This window comes from Tundrisphaera lichenicola (assembly GCF_051175385.1).
GTDB classification, from domain to species: Bacteria; Planctomycetota; Planctomycetia; order Isosphaerales; family Isosphaeraceae; genus Tundrisphaera; species Tundrisphaera lichenicola.
Genome location: NZ_CP195107.1, coordinates 1 through 19,538 on the forward strand (window position 1 = coordinate 1; position 19,538 = coordinate 19,538).

Sequence of the window (19,538 nt, forward strand, 5' to 3'; positions counted from 1 at the left end):
ATGACCGGGCCGATCACGGTCGCGATGCTCAACCGCAAGGGCGGCTGCGGCAAGACGTCGACCTGCCACCACCTCGCCGGTGCCTTCGCCAGGGAGGGCCGTCGGGTCCTCTTGGTCGACATGGACCCGCAGGCCTCGCTGACCCAGGGGCTGTTCGGCCCCCAGGCCACCGAGGATCTCTCGCCCCAATCGACGGTCGTCGGCCTCTTCGACGATGCCTACGATCCCGACCCCGATACCTTGATTCGCCCCTCGGCGTTCGAGGGGATCCGCATCGTGGCCGGCTCGAACGCGCTCGACGATTTCAACGTCCCGCGTCCACAGGAGACGGGCCAGATCCAGCTCGCGCTCCGCCGGTTCTTGAAGGAGGCCCGCGACACCTTCGACGTCGCCCTGATCGACTGCCCCCCGAACCTCAGCCTCTGCTCGTGGTCGGCGCTCCTGGCCGCGGATTTCGTGGTGGTCCCGGTCCAGGCCGAGGACTACGGGGCGCAGGGGATCGTCTACATCCAGCGGGCCTTCGACATGGCCCTGGCCCACCACAACCCGAGGCTCCGACTGGCCGGCTACCTGGTGACGATGTTCAACAAGTCGCTGGGCATCCATACGGCCTACGACCACCAGCTCCGGGCGCTTTACGGAGATCAGGTCTTCAAGGCCACGGTCCCGCTCGCCAAGGACTTCAAGGAGGCCGTCGCGGCCCGGCAGCCGGTGAGTAGTTACAAGCCGAGGTCGGCCGCGGCCAAGGCCATCAAGGCGGTGGCCGACGAGCTGATCGAACGAGCCGAGGAGGCCAGCAACCATCCCGCCGAGTTCCTCTACCTGGGCCATCGGGCCGGCCCGAAGGACCTGCCGGTCGAGTCCGATGCGGCCGAGGAGGTGGCCCGATGAGCAAGGCGGCCGAGAGCCTGCAACGACGGTTCGGGTCCAACCTCAGCGAGAGCCTCGGCGTCCGGGCCGGGATGCCCTCGGGAGGCCCCCCGATGCCGGGGGCGTTTCCCCGGGAAACCAGCCCCGATGACGGCCGGACCCGCGCCCGGGAAGCCGGGCACATGGAGATCGACCGGATCGTCCCCGATCCGGATCAGCCCCGGAAAGAATTCTCCGACGACGCGATCGACCGCCTCGCCGCGAGCCTCCTGAAGCACGGCCAGTTGATGCCGATCCGGGTCCGGTGGAACGCCTCGATCGGCAAGTGGCTGGTCATCTCCGGCGAGCGTCGATACCGGGCGGCCCTGCGGGCGGGCCTGAAGACCGTGGCCTGCATCTTCGCCGACGACGGCCTGAGCCCCTCGGAGATCCTCCAGGAACAGATCATCGAGAATCTGCTCCGCGAGGACCTCAAGCCGATCGAACAGGCCCGGGCCTACCGGCAGCTCATGGACCTCCACGGCTGGACCGCCAAGGAACTCTCGGGCGAACTGCACGTGAGCCAGGGGGCGATCAGCAAGTCGTTGATGCTCCTGACCCTCCCGGTCGAGCTTCAGGAGCAGGTCGACGACGGGGCGATCCCGGCCACCGCCGCCTACGAGGTCGCCAAGGTCGAGGACCGGGAAGCCCAGCGCGAGATCGTCCGGAGGATCGTCGACGAGGACCTGACCCGGGACGCCACCACCGAGGCGGTCCGAGAGGCCGTCGGCAAGCCGAGCCGCTCCTCGAATTCGAAGGCGAAGGGCAGGGGGGGTTCATCGAGTCGAGGTTCGTCCCGCGTCTTCAAGGTCGAGGGGGCGAAGATCGAGGTCACGTTCCCGAGGAAATCGGTCAAGGACGAGGAAGTCCTCGCCGCCCTCGAAGAGGCATTGGAACAGGTCCGGGCGACGATCCAGGCAGACTGACCGGAGGCCCGTTTCCCCGGTAAAGTGATGGCCCGGATCGGGGTCTTCGAAACACCGATGGCCACCCCGAAAGGGTGGCCGTTGTCGATGGATCATCCTGAAGTTGCGCCGGGCGGAATCGAACCACCTACCTCCAGGTTATGAGCCTGGCGAGCTACCGGTGCTCTACAGCGCACCCGAATATTAAATTATCGAGATGAGATTGTCGAGCCCAATTCCGGGACTTTTGGGCAACTGATCATCCTCATGAGTCCCATCTCGATATCGGCATTTCTTGTTGAGCAAGGCTCGCCCTGCCGCGAGCCTGGTCTTGGCAGGGCTGGGACGTTTCGTGCCGAGGCCCCACTTTCCCGGGGAAAGCCAGATCTTCGAAAATGCCAACGGCCACCCTTGAGGGTGGCCGTGACGAAGTCCGAAAAGTTGCGCCGGGCGGAATCGAACCACCTACCTCCAGGTTATGAGCCTGGCGAGCTACCGGTGCTCTACAGCGCACCTAGATCTTAACACAGATCGAGGGGATGTCCACCCCCAGCCCCATCGAATGGGGTGCTCGCGACTGGTCGAGCCGCCGATGGTTGGAAATCGCGGTCCCGACCGATACACTCATCCGAGCCATTTGTGCCTTGATGCAAACCCGGGAAAGGTGAGTCATGGCCGCGAAGTCGCCTGGTCGGATCTTGGTCACCGGTGGTGCGGGTTTCATCGGATCGCATCTGGTCGAGGCCCTCCTGGCCCGAGGCAATCAGGTCCGGGTGGTCGACAACCTGGTGACCGGCCATCGCTCCAATCTCGCCCATCTGGGCGACGCCTACGAATGGCTCGAAGGGGACCTGGCCGACTTCGAGGTCTGCCGGAAGGCCGTCGAGGGGGTCGAGGCCATCTTCCACGAGGCGGCGATCCCGAGCGTCCCTCGATCGGTCGCCGAGCCGATCCCCTCGCACGAGAGCGGGCCGACGGCCACCCTCCACCTCCTCGAAGCCGCCCGACAGGCCGGGGCCCGTCGCCTGATCTTCGCGGCGTCCAGCAGCGCTTACGGCGATACCGAGGAACTCCCCAAGCACGAAGGGATGGTCCCCAATCCCCTCAGCCCCTATGCCGCCGGCAAGCTCGCGGGGGAACATTACGTCCGGGTCTACGCCCGGACCATGGGCCTGGACGGAGTGAGCCTCCGCTACTTCAACATCTTCGGGCCGAGGCAAGATCCTTCGAGCCCTTATAGCGGCGTGATCTCGCTATTCGCCCGGTCGATGGCCGAGGGGAATCGGCCCGTAATCTTCGGGGACGGGCAGCAGACCCGCGACTTCACCTATGTGGGGAACGTCGTGAAGGCGAACCTCTTGGCCCTCGATGCCCCCCAGCCGCTCGGGGGCGAGGCGTTGAACGTCGGGACCGGCGGGCGGATCAGCCTGCTCGATCTCGTCGGGGCGATCAACCGGACCCTCGGGACCGACCTGGAGCCGGAGCTTCGACCCTCCCGACCCGGCGACGTCCGCGACTCGCAGGCCAGCCTCGACCGGATCCGGTCGGTCCTCGGTTACGAGCCCGAGGTCGACTTCGAAGAGGGGCTCCGGCGGACTCTCGGGGCGTCGAAATGACGGGGCAGGGGGGGGACGATCTCCTGGGGCGGCTCCTGGAGGCCGTCGAGCATCGGTCGAGCCGGATCGGGATCATCGGGTTGGGGTACGTGGGGCTTCCGCTGGCCCAGGCGTTCGCCAGGGCGGGTTATTCCGTCCTGGGGTTCGACACCGACCCGGCCAAGATCGAGCGGCTTTCCCGGGGAAAGAGCTACATCGGCCACATCTCCGATGAGGTCGTGGCCTCGATGATCGGGGCGGGCTTCGAGGCGACCGACCGATTCGAACGGCTCGACGAGCCCGACGCGGTGATCATCTGCGTCCCGACGCCGTTGACCGAATCCCGGGATCCCGACCTCGGCTACGTCGTCGCTTCGAGCCAGGCCATCGCCAGGCGGCTCCGGCCCGGTCAGCTCGTGGTCCTGGAGAGCACGACTTACCCGGGGACCACTCGAGACGTGGTCCGGCCGATCCTGGAAGCCGGCGGCCTCCGCGCCGGGCTCGACTTCTTCCTGGCGTTCAGCCCCGAGCGCGAGGACCCGGGCAACCCGAGCTACTCGGCCCCGACGATTCCCAAGGTGGTCGGCGGGCACGACCCGGCCAGTCTCCTGGTCGCTTCGGCGATGTACGGGAAGGTGGTGGTCCGGGTCGTGCCGGTCGCCTCCCTCGAAGTCGCCGAGGCCTGCAAGATCCTCGAGAACACCTACCGGGCGGTGAACATCGCCCTGGTCAACGAACTCAAGGTCCTCTTCGAACGGATGGGGATCGACGTCTGGGAGGTGATCGAGGCGGCCCGGACCAAGCCGTTCGGCTTCCAGGCGTTCTATCCCGGCCCCGGCCTGGGTGGTCATTGCATCCCGATCGACCCGTTCTACCTCTCGTGGATCGCCCGGAAGCACGGCCTCTCGACCCGGTTCATCGAACTGGCCGGCGAGATCAATACCTCCATGCCCGCCTACGTGGTGGGCCGGGTGGCCGACGCCTTGAACGATCGGGCTCGATCGGTCCGGGGGAGCAAGATCCTCCTCCTGGGCATGGCCTACAAGAAGGACGTCGACGACCCTCGCGAGTCGCCCGGGTTCGAGCTGATGGAACTCCTGCTCGCGAAGGGGGCCGAGGTCGATTACAACGACCCCCATATCCCGTCGCTCCCCTCGATGAGGCGCCATCCCGACCTGAAGCGGGACAGCCGGCCGCTCTCGGCCGAGTTCCTCGCATCGAGGGACTGCGTGATCATCGTGACCGACCACTCGGCCTACGACTGGGCCTGGATCGTCGAGCACTCGCCGATGGTGGTCGACACCCGAGGCGCCACCCGTGCGGTCGATGCCCCCGAAGGGCGGATCATCCGGGCCTGATCGTCTTGAGTCGAGTTCCGGCCTCAGTGGCGGCTCGACATCATCCCCAGGATCTTCTGCCAGCGGTTCTGGCGTTCCGTCTGGATCGAGGCGAGCCGGAGGCAGAGCTGGGAGTGGATGTCGGCCTCGGGGTCGGGGGCATCCGGGGTCATCCGACGGGGCGGGTCGGCGGGCTTGCCCTCTTTCCCGGGGAGCGGAGGACCTTCCCGGTGGCCGTTGAGGGTGGCCTTCGGCCGCTCGGGTTGCCTGGCCGGCTCGGGTTGCTTGACCGGCTCGGGTCGCCTGGCCGCCTCGGCCAGCCTGGCCGTCTCGACCCGGAGCGTCTCGATCTCGCGGCTCAGGTCGCGGACCCGGTCGATTTCCTCGCGGAGCGAATCGGTCTGCTCGCGGTGGATCGCGGCAAAGCCTTCGAACATCATCATCATCGCGTTGTGGAACTGGTCGAACATCTGCTGCTGCATCATCCCGAATTGCTGGACCAGGAGCGACACCGTCGGGTCGCCGATCCCGCCGGGGACCGACAATCCCGTGCCCTCGGTCGGCCAGGCCAGGCCGGTCCCGGGCGAAGGCATCATCGAGGGGCGCACATCGGCGATCTGCGCGAGCTCGCCGCTGTCCTCCTCCTCATCCGGTGGCGCGGTCAGGGCCAGCTCGGGCAGCTCGTCCTCGTAGCGGGGTCGGAAGGTATGACGGCCGAGTCGGAGTTCGTCCCCATCGCCCAGCCGGGCGAAGCGGACCGGCACCTCGTTGACGAGCACCCCATTCTGGCCCATGAGGTCGACCACCCAGACGCCCGTCGGTGTGAGGACCAGGCTGCAGTGGAATTTCGAGATGTCGGGCTGGACGACCCGGATCCGACAGGCCGGCGACCGGCCGATCAGGACGAGCGGACGGTCCATCTTCCAGATCGAATGGCCGATCGCCCGGCCCGGCAACTCCCAGGTCACCCCCGGGACCGGACGGGCCTCGAAGTCATCCGACTCGGCCCGCTCGGGATGGACCGAATAAGGGCCGATCTGGATGGCCCGATCCTGATCCAGCCAGCCCGATCGTTCGGTCGCGTCGCCCCCGTGAGTCCCGGTCCGGCTCCCGAGGTCGACGCAATAATACCGGCCTTCGATCAGCTGGAGATAGGCATGACGACGGCTCACCTGCCAGTGGTCCAGCAGGAGGTCCGACCCCGGAGCCCGGCCAATCATCAGGAACGGATGATCGAACGACACATATTCGGCCGGAGCCCCGTCTCGCGGTCCCACGCCGACCCGAAGCGGCCCGGAGGAGCCGCAGGCCGACAGGAACTGCCACGAGGATGCGTGTTTCACGACGGTAGTCCCGATTTCGCGAGGGGGGAGAAGGGAGGAAAGAGACTCCGCAAGGATGGCCTTGGCCAGAAGTTCACTTGTCCGAGGGTTCAGACTAGTCAACCTCGGGCGGCCTGGTCAATCAATGTCGAAAATCATCCCTGGATGATGGCGTGAAACGTCGTCGGATTGAGTAATCGTTAAATTTGACCCAGCCGGGATTTCTTGGTTGACCATGATTTCCTGCTCGATCGTTAGATTCATTGAGGTTGGCCCCCCAAGTACGCCGATAGCCAGGTTGTTCTTTGTGCGGGCCGATTGCGTCATTTCTGGGCGTGCCGGCGGAGTTATGGCGTCGAGGTCCAGGATGAGAACACGCCGACCCTTTCCGATCGCGTCCCTCGGCACCGGCCGAGCCGCCCCGATATTCCGGTGGGCGTGCCTGGCTTCGGCCCTGGTCGCGGCCCTGGCCGGGCGGGCGGACGCGCAGGGCGGCCCGATCCTGCCCGATCCCGATCCGATGGCTGGCCTTCGGGTCGAGGGCCCCTTGCTCTCCTCGAAGCCACCCGGGACCTTGCCGGCCCCGCCCCCGACCGATCCCGGACCCTTCCGGCCGGTGGACCCAGCCCCCGGATCCGCCACTCTGGAAGAGGCCGCCACGCTCGGGCCTGAGCCGATCCAGGAGCCCCTGCTGATCGTGCCCCCTGCACCCCCGCCACTGCCCGCGATGCCGGCCGGCGGGCCGATGCTGCCCGACTCGGCTTTTGGGACAAGTCGCTCCACGCAGATCGAAAGCCCCGTGGGCGTCGTGGGGCACGCCATGAACGGCATTTCCGGGTGGATTCACGACAACCTGCTCTGGGGCGACACCCCATACAAATATGTCCCAATCCCGGGGTCCTTGCTCTGGAAAGTCCCCCTGGCGAATCCGCGCGAGCCTCGGTTCTACGGCAAGTTCTTCAACCTGGGCGGAAAGTCGTACATCGACACGGCGATCGGTGGTCAGTTCGGGATCGGTCGGATCGCTCCCAAGAACAGCACCGCCGAGGAAGGGATCCAGCTCGATGTCTTCGGTGCCGTCTTCACACGGTTTGATCCTCGACGATTCCTGACCGCCGCCGACTACCGGGCGGGCATCCCCCTGACTTACCGAAAAGGACCCTGGTCGACCAAGCTTTCTTACGAGCACACGAGCACCCACATCGGTGATGAATACAGCCAGGCCTACGGCCGGAAACAGGTCCCGCTGGTCCTCGACGAGATGGTCTTCGGCCTGAGCCGGGTCATCGGCGACCATGTCCGACTTTACGGCCAGTACGGCTATGCTTTCAATACCGCCAAGGAGACCAACGCCAACCAGCGGTCCCGGTTCGACTTCGGGGTGGAATACCGACATTACGAGGATACCGGCCCGGGGGGACGCCCATTCCTGGCCTATGACATGGATCTCCGAGAATATCAGGACTACACAGTTAACAGCACATTTCAGGCGGGCTGGCAGTGGACCAGGAATCTCCGGTCGATCCGGCTCGCCGTGGAAGTGTACGATGGCCGATCCCAATTCGGACAGTTCTACAAGAATAAAGAAAGCTACGTCGGCTTCGGGGCCTATTACGACTGGTGATCGGCCGCCTCTCGGGACTCGACCGCCCGCGTCCTGGGCTCCATCGAGACCAAATCGTCCGAGAGACCCGCGACGACCCAGCCCCGGAGAACCATCAGCACCACGAGCCAGCTCGAGCTGAGTAATGCACACCCCGCGCCAAGGAGCAGGGCCGTCTCGCCCGATCCTCGACGGCCCGCCCGGACGATCGCCCATCCCCCCACCGGGAGCCCGGCGAGCTGGAGCCATCGAGGGATCCCCACCTCGGCCCAGTCGACCAGCCCCGGGTCGATCACGAAGGCCAGCGACGCCGCCAGGGCCACCCCGACGGTCAGCCGCCCCGAACGTCGGAGGAGACCGGCGAGGTCCGGTCGTCGACGGACCACGACCAGGCTCGTAACGAGGAGGGTCGCCAGGCCGAACCTCGGCCCGAGTTCCCCGAGGTCCGGACTCGCCAGGGCTGGCGGGGGAGAATTGCCGGCCAGTCGGTCGAACATCCTCCGGGCCAGGTCGTTGAACGTGTCCCCCAGCCCCGGCCCGTAAAAATTCATCCAGCGGGTCTCGTAGCAGGACTTCCGGCGGAAGACGTCCCCGGAGACCAGATAGCCCCGGAAATCGCCGTCGAAGCTGGTCGCGACGCTCGACAGCCCGGACTCGCGGGTATAACCGGCCAGGGCGGTGGCCAGGTGGCCCGAGTAGTCGCCGGGGAACCCCACCAGGACCGCCGGGCCGAGCCGGATCGCGTGCAGATGCGTCCGACGATCGGCGATCCACCAGGTCAGGGCTGGGCTGAACCGGAGCCAGCTCGAAAAGAACGGGAGGCGGACCGGGGGCAGGTCGACCTCCAGCCGGAGATTCGCCACCTCGGGTTCCGGATCAAACCGGATCGAGGGCAGGGCGGCGGCCAGGTCGCCCGCCAGGGCCTTCCCCAGGGCCTCGGCGCTCCGTCGTCCCGACCGGGCCTTCGGGCGTTCCGGCGAGGCATCCCCCACCGCGCCCGAGGCGAACAGGACCGACCGTGCTCCGGTGATTCTCTTCAACTCCGCGACCATCGCCGCCGGGTAGTCGCCGCCGAGTCGGGGCGGGACGGGGTGGCTGATCGTCGCGTGAGCCCCGAAGACGGCCAGGACCGCGATCGGGGTCGTCGACGAACTCGAACCGGGAGCCCGGAAGACCAGGCCCGAGAGCGCATCGTGGGTCGGCATCGAGGGGTCGACCCGGTTCCTCTGCCGGCCCGGCGCCTGGACCTGGACGAAACCCAGCTCGGCCGGTTCCAGACCGGCCCGACTCTGCCGGATCACCCTGGCCAGTTGCCCGGCCAGGGTCTCGAAATAGGCCGGGTCGTAGGCCCCCGCCACCAACATCTCCAGGGGATGTTCCCCCCAGCCGCCCGGCCCCCCGTGGGTGTGGCTGGCGGTGAAGTAGACCTGATCCGGACGGAGCCCGGCCTGCTCGACCACGGCCTCCGCCATCCGGGCATTGATCAGGAGGAGGTCCGCCGTCAGGATAGTCACCGAGCCCGAGGCCGACTCGACCGTCAAGGCCCGGGCATAACAGGGCGTGTCGATTCCCGAGAATGGAGTCCGGATCTGCCCGATGAAGCCGGCCAGGGGGCGGGGCGAGTCGGGTGTCAGGTCGACTTCCGCCAGGCCGACGCGGATCGGTCCCTGGGATAGCTCTACGTTCGAGGAGGCGAGGCGGTCGATCGTCCGACGAGTCGGGGCGTCGATGGCGTCATCGATCGGCCAGGGTCCGATGATCGTGAGCGACCCGATCAGGAGGAGCAGGCCCCTCCGGAGTCGTCGCCGGAGCCTGGAAGGGGAATGGGGAGGGTCGCTGCGGGTGGTCGGTTCGATCATGGGAGTGGGCCCCGGTGCGAGCGGACTCTGAGCGCGCGGGAGTATCCCCCGAGGTAGCCGGGACCGTCAACCCGAACACCGAGGTTGGATCGGTCGGCCTGGACCGAGAAGTCTTCGGATTTCGAGGGTCGGAGTAGCCCCTCCCAATGAAGACTGGCTTGCCCGGTCCCGGGCCTTCCAGGGGCGGCGAAACTAGCGGACGCCCATAAGAAAGGCGACCATCAGCAGGACTGTCCCAACAAGCGCCATCAGGAGCCCGGCGGTTCTACGCCGCTTGATGTAAAACAGGAGGAGCAGCCCCGTCACCGAGACGAGGGCCGTCAGGGCGGCCGAGATGTCGATGACCGCCGACCAGACCGGCCCGGTGTCTCGTCCCTTGTGCAGGTCGTTGAGGACCGCGATGAGGCCCTGACGATCTTCGATGACCCGATATCGGCCGTCGGCTCGTTGGATGAAGGCGTCGGCCGAGTAGGCGGGCCCCTTGAAGGTGACGACGCATTCCTCGTCGTCGATCGTAAACGAGCTCAAGGCTCCTCGGATCCCGTGATCCTTCCGGAGCTGTTCGACGACCTCCAGCTTCTTGACCCGGTCCTCCGGCCCCTCGCCGACCCAGTCGGCATCGAGTTGCCCTTCGGCCTCGACGCTCGTCGCGACCCCGTCGAAGAACAGGCGGGGGTGGTTGAGCGTGATGCCGGTCAGGCTGAAGAAGAGCAGGGCGGCCAGGCTGAACATCGACAGATAGGTGTGGAGCCAGCGGACGAACCCGGCCAGCCTGAGCCCGAGGCGACGGCCGCCGGTCGGTCGACGGTTACTTCCCTCGCTCGCCATCCCGGAGGGTTCCTCCTCACTCCTTGGCGTCCCTGGGCCGGTATTCGAGGGTGGCAGACTTGATCTCGTCATTCCCCTTCAATTCCTCGACGAACGGGTCGTCATTCAGTGTAACCTGCTTCTTGATCAATCCGTAGCCGCCTTCCTCGCGCACGGCCTCGATCAAGATCGTGTAAGTGCCCGGTTTCAGCGCCTTGCCTTTATCGTCCTTGCCGTCCCAGACGACCGAATATTTGCCGGGCGGGCGGGTCGGCTGGGCAACCTGGAAGACGTCGATTCTCTCGGCCTTGGCCCGGCCCCGATCGTCGGCATGCCAACGCTTCAGGTCGGGGATCCACTGGAACGGCCCCGCGCCTCCCATCGAGACCCAGAAGAGCAGATTTCGGACGGGCTTCCCATCTTCATCCTGGACCCAGACCGCGACATAAGGCCGTCGATAGCGGCCCTTCTCCTGGGGGCGATTGACCTCGAACCGGACGAGGATCTCATGATCGTCCCCCCAACCTCCTTCGGCTTTCGGGGGGGCGGGGTCCTCGGCCCGGGCCAGGGCGACGGGAGCCGGCCTCTCGAACGGAGGCCAGGCGGCGTTCCGATGGAGTTGCCCCTCGGCGTCGACGATCAGGCAGGCCACCCCGGGTAGGGAGTCGGCCAGGCGGAGCCCCTCGGCGGGGGTCAGGACGTTCAGGATCGTGGCCAGGGCGTCCGCATCGGACGATCGTTCCGCGATCACGGTCGCCGCGATCACGCCCCCGGCCGGCTTGCCCGTCCTCGGGTCGATGATGTGGGAGTACCATTCCCCCCGGATCCGGTAGCCTCGATGCTTCCAGCCGCTGGTGGCGACGGCCCGGTCCTTCACCTCGACCCAGGCCAGGGGATCGGCCGACTCGGAACCCGGCCGGGTCCCCGAGATCGCAACAGTCCTCGACCGGGTGCCCTGGACCCGCAGGTCGCCCCCGACATTGAGCATCAAGGCCCGGACCGATGGGTCGCCGCCCATCGCGGATTGGCAGGCTCGTTCGACGATGAACCCCTTGGCGATCGCGTCGAGGGTCATCGGATCGTCCCCGATCCGCCTCGCGGTCCGGGTCGCGTGGTCGAGCCGCCAGGCCGGGCGGCCCAGCCTTTTCAATGCCGCCTGCAGCTCGTCGGGGTTCGGGAGCCGGTCGAGTTTGGCTCCGTCGGACCAGAGCCTCGACAGGGCCTGGACCCTGGGATCGAAGGCCCCGCCGCTCCGCCACCGCCAGGCTTCGCCCTCCTCGAGCAGTTGGAACAGTTCGGGGGAAACTTCAGAGGAGCCGGCGGGGGAGGCTTGCCAGTGTCGGAACTCGCTGTTGGGGTCGTGGTTGCTGAATATCGCCGCGAGCCGGTCGATTTCGCGGAGCGCCCGACCCTCGGCCCGTCGGGCGGCCTCGAAGTCGTCGGACTGAATGATCAGCTCCAGCGAGGTCCCCATCACGTTGTCATGGCCGAAGAAGTAATCCTCGGCGACCCCCCGTTGGCCGCAAGTCCAGAGGCCAATCAAGAAGGCGGCAACCGTGAACGGACGAATCATGAGGGGCTTTCCTGGGCCGGATCTCGGAGGGTAGGGCAGGGGCCCCGACTCGATCGCTGAGGGCTAACCGTCCGGGCCTTCGCCTCGCTCGAACGACATGATTTGAACTCGGATCTCAGGGCAGCGTCCAGGGAGGTCAATCGGAATCATAGGCGGTTGGCCCTGCGAGGCGTACCCGAAAATTCCGGGATCCGGGAGGGGAGTCCGATCATCCGACGCCCTCATCCACGATCTTCTCAAGGAAGCGTTCCGGGCCGAATCGTGAGTTCCGGCCGAGAGCGCCCCCACTCCCGGGATCGATCCCCGATGATGACCCGGCTCGGAGCTTGTCCCGTTCTCCCGAATCTCCCGCCCCCGAGCGGGAACGGGCCCATTTCTGAGACAAAACGAACCCATCTTCCGGGCCTCGGCAAGACGGAACAAAGCCATTATCTGAGACCCGGCAAGACAAATCGAACCCATTATCCAGGGGTCAGACGGACAAATCGAACCCACTTTCTGGGACTTGGCAAGACAAAATGAACCCACTTTCCGAAGCTCGGTCGGACGAATCGAACCCATTGTGTGATGCCAGAAATTTTCACAAGTTGCTTCTCAATAGAAAGATCCGAATTGGATGCCCCCGTGATAGGTTCCTCGAATCATCGGGACGAACCCAGTCGGACGCGACCGGTCCGGGTCATCGAGGGGAGACCGGTTTCGGGATTCCTCGGATGCCGGAACTGGCGAGGGAAGGGGGGACGGACACCCGAAACCCCGTCCCCGCCGGGTCGGTCCTATCAGAATGGGCGGGCCTCCTCGCCCTCTTATTTCGAGGGAGGCTGGGCCTTCGACCCCGAATCGATCACCCGGATCGGGCGGATCACGGTGACGGTCGAGGCCCGGTTCTTGCTCTCCGATCCGGCTTCGCTGAACCTGGCCTCAACGAACAGGCCCGGCTTCAGATCCTCGGCTCGAAACTGGACCGGCTTGCCTTTCGACTTCGTCTTCGACGGGGTCGCCTCGTCGGACTTCACTTTTTCGGGGGTCTTCTCTCCTTCGCTGGTCTCGTCGGTCGGCGATCGGAATCGCGTCTCCACCCGCGTGCCCGACAGGACCTCGACCACGACCAGGCTATTCTCGTCAACTGGCTGGCCCTTGGTTGCGATGGAGTTCTCGCCCTTGGCGGCATCCTTCGTCGGCGAACCATTGTCCTCGGTACTGGCCTGGTCCCGGGCCCAGTCGCGCCAGACGTCGTTCGTGTTGATGGAAAGACGGAGGAGGACCCGGCTTTCTCCCTTCGTCGATTTTTCCTCGGTCCTGGAATCTGGCGACTCGCCCTTGGCTACCTTCTCGACCTTCAAGATCACGCCTTCGATCATCTCCGCCTTAATCGATTCCCCTTTCTCGGACTTGGGCGACTCCTTCTTCTGTTGTCCCCAGGCGAGGCCCGAGGTCCCCGCGAGCACGACCAGGGCGACGGTCACGGACCTCTCCAACCTCGCAGCGCGGTTGCAACTCATCTCGGTGACTCTCCTTTATTGATGGGGAAGTCGCCTCGAAGGAAATGTTCGGGGTCTCGCCCCGTTCGAGCCGACGATTGCCCGGGGACTTCGGCTCGCATCTTTAATACCGTTGGAAATCGCCTCTCGACGGCAATGATAGATGAGATTCACTCCCCAGAAGCCCGTCGGAGCGCAGGGGGCTGTCCTTCCCGATTCCTGGACAAACCTTCCTCGCGGAAACTTCCCTCTCGACTTCCCAGAAACTTGCTTCGGAGAGTCCTGATGGGGAGAATGCACGATCAATCAGGCGAATCGTCTCTTTCGGGAACGCGGGCGAGAGGGCCGGGCAGCTCGGTGATGTCCCGGGATCTTCAAAGGGAGAGTGCGTCAATGACAGGACAAAACCCAGGGTCGCCCATGGGACCTGGCGACCACAGCCGGCGCGATTTCCTGCGCGGGTCGGGCCTTGCGGCCGCTTCGGCCGTCCTGACCGCCCAGGCCACCGCGGCGATGGACGAAGCGGAGGCTGCCGCCGACACCCCGAGCGTCGTCTCCGGCGACACGCCCCTCAAGCTCAATGTCAACGGCCAGGAGATGAGCTGCACGGCCGAGCCCCGGAGTACCTTGCTCGACACCTTGCGGAATCGGCTCGACGTCACCGGCCCCAAGCGGGTCTGCGACCGGGGGAGCTGCGGGGCCTGCACGGTGATCCTGGACGGCGACCCGGTCTATTCCTGCACGACCTTGGCGATCTCCTGCCAGGGCAAGAAGATCGAGACCGTCGAGAGTTTCGACACCGGAGAGAACGGCGTCCCTCACGCCTTCCACCAGACCGACGGCCTGATGTGCGGGTATTGCACGCCGGGCTTCGTCACCGCCTGCAAGGCCTTCCTGGACAAGAACCCGGGCCAGTCGCCGACGCTCGAGGATGTCAAGCGCGGGCTCGACGGCAACATCTGCCGATGCGGGACGTACATCGGCGTGTTCGAGGCGGCCCTGGCCGCGGCCAAATCGATGAAGGGAGCCTGACCGATGGCCAGTTGGCCCGAAACTCCGCGCCTGATCGGCACCAAGATTACCCGGATCGACGGGATGGCCAAGGCCTCCGGCCGGGCCAAATATCCCTCCGACATCCGGCCCAAGGATCTGCTCTTCGGGGTGATGCTCACCAGCCCGCACGCCAGCGCCGTGGTCAAGTCGGTCGACGTCGAGGCCGCCAAGAAGATGCCCGGCGTCAAGGCCGTCCTGATCGTGGCGACCCCCGGCGAGTCGAAGATCTTCTACCAGGGGCAGGAGATCGCCGCGGTCGCTGCCGAGACCGAGGAGAAGGCCCGCGACGCCGCCCGGGCCATCAAGGTCGAGTACGAGATCCAGCCCCACGTCGTCACCGAACGGCAGGCGATGGCTGAAGACGCCCCGAAGGCCTTCCCGGGGGGGAACACCCGACCGAGTCGCGCCCAGTCTCGCGGCAAGCCCGAAGAGGCGATGGAGAAGTCCGACGTGACGATCGAGGGCACTTATGGGGTGCCGGTCATCACCCACGTCTGCCTGGAATCCCACGGCCTGACGGCCGAGTGGAAGGGGAAGGACGCGATCGTCGCCTACGCCAGCACGCAATCGGTCAGCGGCGTGGCCAAGGATCTCGTCGACAACCTGGGCCTCAAGGCCGCCGACGTCACGGTCCTGACCGAGGTGATGGGCGGCGGCTTCGGGTCGAAGTTCGGGGCCGACGTCTGGGGCGTGGCGGCCGCCAAGCTCGCCAAGGAAGCCGGGCGACCGGTCTGGATGTTCCTCGACCGCGCCCAGGAACACCTGATCGCGGGCAACCGGCCCAGCGCCACGGCTCACGTCAAACTCGGCGCGACCAAGGACGGGAAGCTCACGGCCTTGATCGCCGAGTCTCATGGGACCGGCGGACGCGGCGGATCGAACTTCCCGCTCCCCTACGTATACGAGGTCGAGAACCGGAGCAGGGCCCACACCGAGGTCTTCGTCAACTGCGGAGGCGCCCGAGCCATGCGGGCCCCGGGACACCCTCAGGGGTGTGCCATCATGGAAGCCGCGATGGACGACCTGGCCGACAAGCTGGGGATGAATCCGCTCGAATTCCGGCTCAAGAACCTCGGCGAGACCGACATGGTCGCCGGCGGGGTCAACCGGACCGAGATCTACCGGGCTGAGGTCGCCCGGGGTGCCGAGCTGATCGGCTGGGATCGCTGGAAGCCCCGAGGGCAGAACGGCAAGGGTCCGATCAAGACGGGCCTGGGGATGGCCCTCCACCAGTGGGGCGGCGGCGGGGCCCAGGACAAGCAGGTTTCCTGCGTCATCAACCCCGATGGCTCGGTCGAGCTCCGGAGCGCGACCCAGGACATCGGGACCGGGGCCCGGACGATCCTGGCGATCATAGCGGCCGAGGTCCTCGGGCTGGAAGTTGCCGACATCAAGTCCAACATCGGCAACTCGACCTTCCCCCCCGGCCAGAGTTCGGGCGGGTCGACGACCACCCCGTCGATGGCCCCTCCTTGCTTCGACGCCGCGCTCAAGGCCCGCGACGAGCTGTTCAAGAAGATCGCGCCGGGCCTCGAGGCCGCGCCCGGAGACCTCACCCTGAAGGGGGGCAAGGTCCTGGTCAACGGCGAGGAGAAGATGACCTGGGAGCAGGCTTGCCGGCGGCTGGGCTTCATGCCCATCAGCGTGACGGGCGTGTTCTCGCCGGGCCTCTCCTCGACCGGCGTCGGCGGCTGCCAGTTCGCCGAGGTCACCGTCGACTCCGAGACGGGCGTGGTCCGGCTCAAGAAGATCGTCGCGGTCCAGGACACCGGCCTGATCCTCGACATGCTGACCTGGCGGAGCCAGATCTACGGCGGGGTCATCGGCGGCCTGAATTACGCGATGTTCGAAGAGCGGATCATGGACGAGTCGACCGGGGTGATGCTCAACCCGGACATGGAACTCTACAAGCTCGCCGGGGCGACCGACATCCCCGAGATCATCGTCGAGGCGTATGATACGCCGGAGATGCGTAAACGAGGCGTGATCGGCGTCGGCGAGCCGCCGACGATCAGCACCGCCGCCGCGATCGGCAACGCCGTGGCCAATGCCCTCGGCGTCCGGGTGCCCCAGTGGCCGATGTCCCCCCTGAACGTCCTCAACGCCCTGGCCAAAGAAGGGAAGGCGTGATCCGATGAATGCTTTCGAATACGCCAGCCCGACGAGCGCCGATGACGCCGTCAAGGACCTGGCCGGCTCGCCGGCCGCCGAGGCCCTCTCGGGGGGAACCGACCTGATCAGCCGGATGAAGGACTACGTCTCCAGTCCCGATCGGGTCGTCTATCTCAAGGACATCAAGGACCTCTCCGGGATCGCCGAACGGGGCGGATCGCTGGAGATCGGCGCAGGGACCCGCCTGGTCGACCTGCTGGCCGACCCGATGGTCAAGGAGCGCTATCCGGCGCTCCGACAGGCAACCCTGGAGGTCGGCACGCCCCAGATCCGCAACATGGCCACCGTGGGCGGCAACCTCCTCCAGCGCCCTCGCTGCTGGTATTTCCGGGGCGGCTTCGGCCTGCTCGGGATGAAGGACGGCAAGAGCCTGGTCCGCGAGGGGGACAACCGCTATCACGCGATCTTCCTCACCGACGGCAACGCCCTCTACGTGAATCCGTCGAGCCTGGCCGTCCCCCTGATCGCCCTCGGCGCTCAGGCGACGATCCTGGGCCGCGACGGTTCGCGGACGGTCCCGGTCGAGAAGCTCTACCGGGTCCCCAAGTCGAACGACGACCGGGAACTGACCGTCGCCCCCGGCGAGCTGCTCCTGAAGGTGACGATCCCGGGATCGGCCGGGAAGAACGGCTCGTATGAGGTCCGCCAGAAGCAGTCGCACGACTGGCCGCTGGTCATGACGGCCGTGAATCTGAAGATGGACGGCGATAAGGTCGGCGATTGCCGGGTCGTCCTCTATGGGGTCGCGCCGATCCCCTGGCGGAGCGAGGCGGCCGAGAAGGCGATCCGCGGCCAGGCCGTCACGATGGAGACCGCCACCGCCGCCGCGCAAGCGGCTGCCGAGGGGGCCAAGCCGCTCTCGATGAACGGCTACAAGGTCCCGCTGGTCCGGACGTCGGTCAAGCGTGCCTTGATGGATGCCATCGGCGATCGTTACTGGGAGGAGGCCTAGTCGATGCCCGATCCGCAGGAGGAGACCCCCGGGACTCCGGCCCCACCCCAGCCGGGGCCACCTTGTCGATACCTCCGATTCAAGGGGATGTACGTCTACACGGATGAATCCGCGTCCGAGGATTCATCCGACTACGACAACACCATTTTCTGGTGTCAGCAGAACTTGAAAGACATCGGGCCGGATCAGGGATTCGTCGGGCGGGAAGACTGTCGGGACACCGCCCGGAGCTGCTACGAACCGGACTGATGGCCGTAAGTTGTCTCGGCGATGGACCCTTCGGGTATAATCAGGTCGGGCGAACCCCGGCTTGACCCGGGGTCATCGCCGTTCGTTTGCTTATTTTTCGGATTGACCCGGGCTTCCCGGAACGGGATCAGGAGCCGAATCATGCTCGCCAGCACGTTGACCGCAGTCGGATGCCTACTGCTTGCGGCCCCGCCCGCCACCCCCGCCGTGAATCGGGTCCAGGGAGATTATGTCGAGGCCCGGACCGCCGACGTCTACACCGGTCCCTGCTTCTCCAACGCCGAGATCTTCATCACCGGCCACCAGGCGGTCATGGCCTGGAAGGTGAAGGGAGGCTCCTGGAAGGGCGTCGACCTGGACGGCCTGTCCGTCGCCGCCGCCGTCCTCGGCACGACCACGTTCTCCGAGGACGACACCAAGGCGGCCAAGTCCGTCCTGATCGTCGACAAGAAGGCGACCCCCGCCCAGCGCGAGGCCCTCATCGAGATGGCCAAGGAACTCGGCGGCGACCGCCTGAAGAATGTCGTGGCCGTCCGGACTTCGACCCTGATCGTCACGGTCGAGGATCACCACTCGGCCTCCGCTTCCGAGGGCACCGAGAGCCTCGGCCATGAACGCCACGGGATGCCCCAGGCCCCGATGGCCCTGTTCTCGGCCCCCGGCCTGGCCGAGATCCTGACCCGCCCGCTCGGCGAAGGCGACCACTTCTGCGGCAACGAGACCGTCGCCTACTCGCCCCTCTCGCGAGGTGTCAGCGCCCTGCCGGCCTACACGCTCCGCCACAACTTCGCGGGCAGCGAGCTCAACACCCGCTGGAATGACCCGAATTGCCGGAGCAGCTTCGTCGGCCATTTCTCTCTCTGAGTGGTCCGAGTCCTGTCGTCCACCCAGGTGACATCGACGGCCTTCCCGACCGGGGAGACCGTCGGTGTTCTTTGTCCATCTCGAGAACCGTCGAGGATTGGTATGTCCTTTAAATATCTGGCCGTCCTGGTCCTGGGGATGTCGGCACCCGCGGCCGCGCAAGACTCATACAAGATCGAGTTGTTGAAGGAAGCCCCGCCCGCAGGGCTAGCCGCCGGCGTCAAGGAGACGCTCGAAACCCAGGGATATCGCGTGCTCGACCCCGAGGGGAAGCCGTACGTGGAACTCTGGCTACGGAAAGGGACCCCGGCCTCGGCGAAGCCCTCCGGACCCAAGGGAGCGATCCTGTATCCGGTCCTGGCCGAAGGGGAGTTGATCGGGGCGCTCAAGTACGTCGTCGAGGGATATGACTATCGCGATCAGGCCATCGTGCCGGGCGTCTACACGATCCGGTATGGTCTCCAACCGGTCAACGGCGATCATCTCGGTGTGAGCGTGAACCGGGATTACGCCCTGCTGCTCCCGGCGTCCAAGGACACCGATCCGGCGGACCTCGCCGAGAAGAAGCTGGAGAAGCAGAGCGCCGAGGCGGCCGGCACGACCCACCCCGCGGTCCTTCTCCTGCTCGCGCCGCCCAAGGAAAGTCCCGAAGGTCCGTCGATGGCAAATGACCTGACGCTCAACACCTGGGGGGCGATCCTGTCCCTCCCGCTCGAAGTCAAAGGCGAGACCGGCCCCGTCCCATTGCCGGTGCAACTCGTCGTGGTTGGGGCGAAGACCGACTGAGAAGTCGGACGACGGCTCGACGGCCCATCCCGATCCGTCGGGCCTCATGGAAGGTCAAAGAAAGGCGATCA

Annotated in this window: 16 protein-coding genes and 2 tRNA genes; 11 read left to right on the top strand and 7 right to left on the bottom strand. The window is 66.2% G+C overall.

Annotated features, from left to right (window positions below; genetic code table 11):
- A complete protein-coding gene (locus P12x_RS29620; RefSeq protein ID WP_435011837.1) occupies positions 1–891 on the top strand; it encodes a ParA family protein in 891 nt (296 codons plus the stop codon).
- Positions 888–1,835: a ParB/RepB/Spo0J family partition protein gene (locus tag P12x_RS29625; protein ID WP_435011838.1), complete on the top strand. Its 948-nt coding sequence runs from the start codon at positions 888–890 to the stop codon at positions 1,833–1,835. The genes P12x_RS29620 and P12x_RS29625 overlap by 4 nt, the downstream gene beginning before the upstream one ends.
- A 103-nt stretch (positions 1,836–1,938) precedes the next feature.
- On the opposite strand, the gene P12x_RS29630 is transcribed toward P12x_RS29625, so the two are convergent.
- Positions 1,939–2,010 (bottom strand) — tRNA-Met (locus tag P12x_RS29630).
- 245 nt (positions 2,011–2,255) lie between these two features.
- Positions 2,256–2,327: transfer RNA gene (locus P12x_RS29635), tRNA-Met, on the bottom strand.
- A 158-nt stretch (positions 2,328–2,485) separates the two neighbouring features.
- On the opposite strand from P12x_RS29635, the gene P12x_RS29640 reads away from it, so the two are divergent.
- The gene (locus P12x_RS29640) at positions 2,486–3,430 is read left to right on the top strand and encodes an SDR family oxidoreductase (RefSeq protein WP_435011839.1); all 945 of its coding nucleotides are present in this window, start codon (positions 2,486–2,488) and stop codon (positions 3,428–3,430) included.
- Positions 3,427–4,767, top strand: a complete 1,341-nt coding sequence (locus P12x_RS29645; protein WP_435011840.1) for a nucleotide sugar dehydrogenase — start codon at positions 3,427–3,429, stop codon at positions 4,765–4,767. Before P12x_RS29640 ends, P12x_RS29645 begins: the two co-directional genes overlap by 4 nt.
- A gap of 23 nt (positions 4,768–4,790) precedes the next feature.
- On the opposite strand, the gene P12x_RS29650 is transcribed toward P12x_RS29645, so the two are convergent.
- Positions 4,791–6,089, bottom strand: a complete 1,299-nt coding sequence (locus P12x_RS29650; RefSeq protein WP_435011841.1) for an FHA domain-containing protein — start codon at positions 6,087–6,089, stop codon at positions 4,791–4,793.
- 346 nt (positions 6,090–6,435) lie between these two features.
- Here P12x_RS29650 and P12x_RS29655 point away from each other — a divergent pair, with 346 nt between their 5' ends.
- Positions 6,436–7,692, top strand: a complete 1,257-nt coding sequence (locus tag P12x_RS29655; RefSeq protein ID WP_435011842.1) for a DUF1207 domain-containing protein — start codon at positions 6,436–6,438, stop codon at positions 7,690–7,692.
- Here the strand turns inward: P12x_RS29655 and P12x_RS29660 are convergent.
- The 4 genes from P12x_RS29660 to P12x_RS29675 form a co-directional block, all read right to left on the bottom strand.
- On the bottom strand, positions 7,680–9,530 hold the full coding sequence (locus tag P12x_RS29660) for a neutral/alkaline non-lysosomal ceramidase N-terminal domain-containing protein (protein ID WP_435011843.1): 1,851 nt from the start codon (positions 9,528–9,530) through the stop codon (positions 7,680–7,682). The genes P12x_RS29655 and P12x_RS29660 overlap by 13 nt on opposite strands.
- Before the next feature lie 192 nt (positions 9,531–9,722).
- Entirely contained in the window at positions 9,723–10,358 is a 636-nt protein-coding gene (locus tag P12x_RS29665; RefSeq protein WP_435011844.1) for a PepSY-associated TM helix domain-containing protein, read from the bottom strand.
- Positions 10,359–10,374: 16 nt separating this feature from the next.
- Positions 10,375–11,910: a DUF2271 domain-containing protein gene (locus P12x_RS29670; RefSeq protein WP_435011845.1), complete on the bottom strand. Its 1,536-nt coding sequence runs from the start codon at positions 11,908–11,910 to the stop codon at positions 10,375–10,377.
- Positions 11,911–12,716: 806 nt separating this feature from the next.
- Positions 12,717–13,412 carry a hypothetical protein gene (locus tag P12x_RS29675; protein ID WP_435011846.1) on the bottom strand — a complete coding sequence of 232 codons (696 nt, stop codon included), beginning with the start codon at positions 13,410–13,412 and terminating at the stop codon, positions 12,717–12,719.
- A gap of 372 nt (positions 13,413–13,784) precedes the next feature.
- Here P12x_RS29675 and P12x_RS29680 point away from each other — a divergent pair, with 372 nt between their 5' ends.
- From P12x_RS29680 to P12x_RS29705, 6 genes are all read left to right on the top strand, one after another.
- Positions 13,785–14,423, top strand: coding sequence for a (2Fe-2S)-binding protein (locus P12x_RS29680; protein WP_435011847.1), 639 nt, complete (start codon positions 13,785–13,787; stop codon positions 14,421–14,423).
- Positions 14,424–14,426: 3 nt separating this feature from the next.
- Positions 14,427–16,574 (top strand): xanthine dehydrogenase family protein molybdopterin-binding subunit, encoded by a 2,148-nt coding sequence (locus tag P12x_RS29685; RefSeq protein ID WP_435011848.1) that lies wholly within the window; start codon positions 14,427–14,429, stop codon positions 16,572–16,574.
- A 4-nt stretch (positions 16,575–16,578) separates the two neighbouring features.
- On the top strand, positions 16,579–17,568 hold the full coding sequence (locus P12x_RS29690; RefSeq protein ID WP_435011849.1) for an FAD binding domain-containing protein: 990 nt from the start codon (positions 16,579–16,581) through the stop codon (positions 17,566–17,568).
- A 3-nt stretch (positions 17,569–17,571) separates the two neighbouring features.
- Positions 17,572–17,817 carry a hypothetical protein gene (locus P12x_RS29695; protein WP_435011850.1) on the top strand — a complete coding sequence of 82 codons (246 nt, stop codon included), beginning with the start codon at positions 17,572–17,574 and terminating at the stop codon, positions 17,815–17,817.
- Between the two features lie 141 nt (positions 17,818–17,958).
- Positions 17,959–18,681: a DUF1326 domain-containing protein gene (locus tag P12x_RS29700; protein ID WP_435011851.1), complete on the top strand. Its 723-nt coding sequence runs from the start codon at positions 17,959–17,961 to the stop codon at positions 18,679–18,681.
- Positions 18,682–18,783: 102 nt separating this feature from the next.
- Positions 18,784–19,467, top strand: coding sequence for a hypothetical protein (locus P12x_RS29705; protein ID WP_435011852.1), 684 nt, complete (start codon positions 18,784–18,786; stop codon positions 19,465–19,467).
- Positions 19,468–19,538 lie beyond the last annotated feature (71 nt).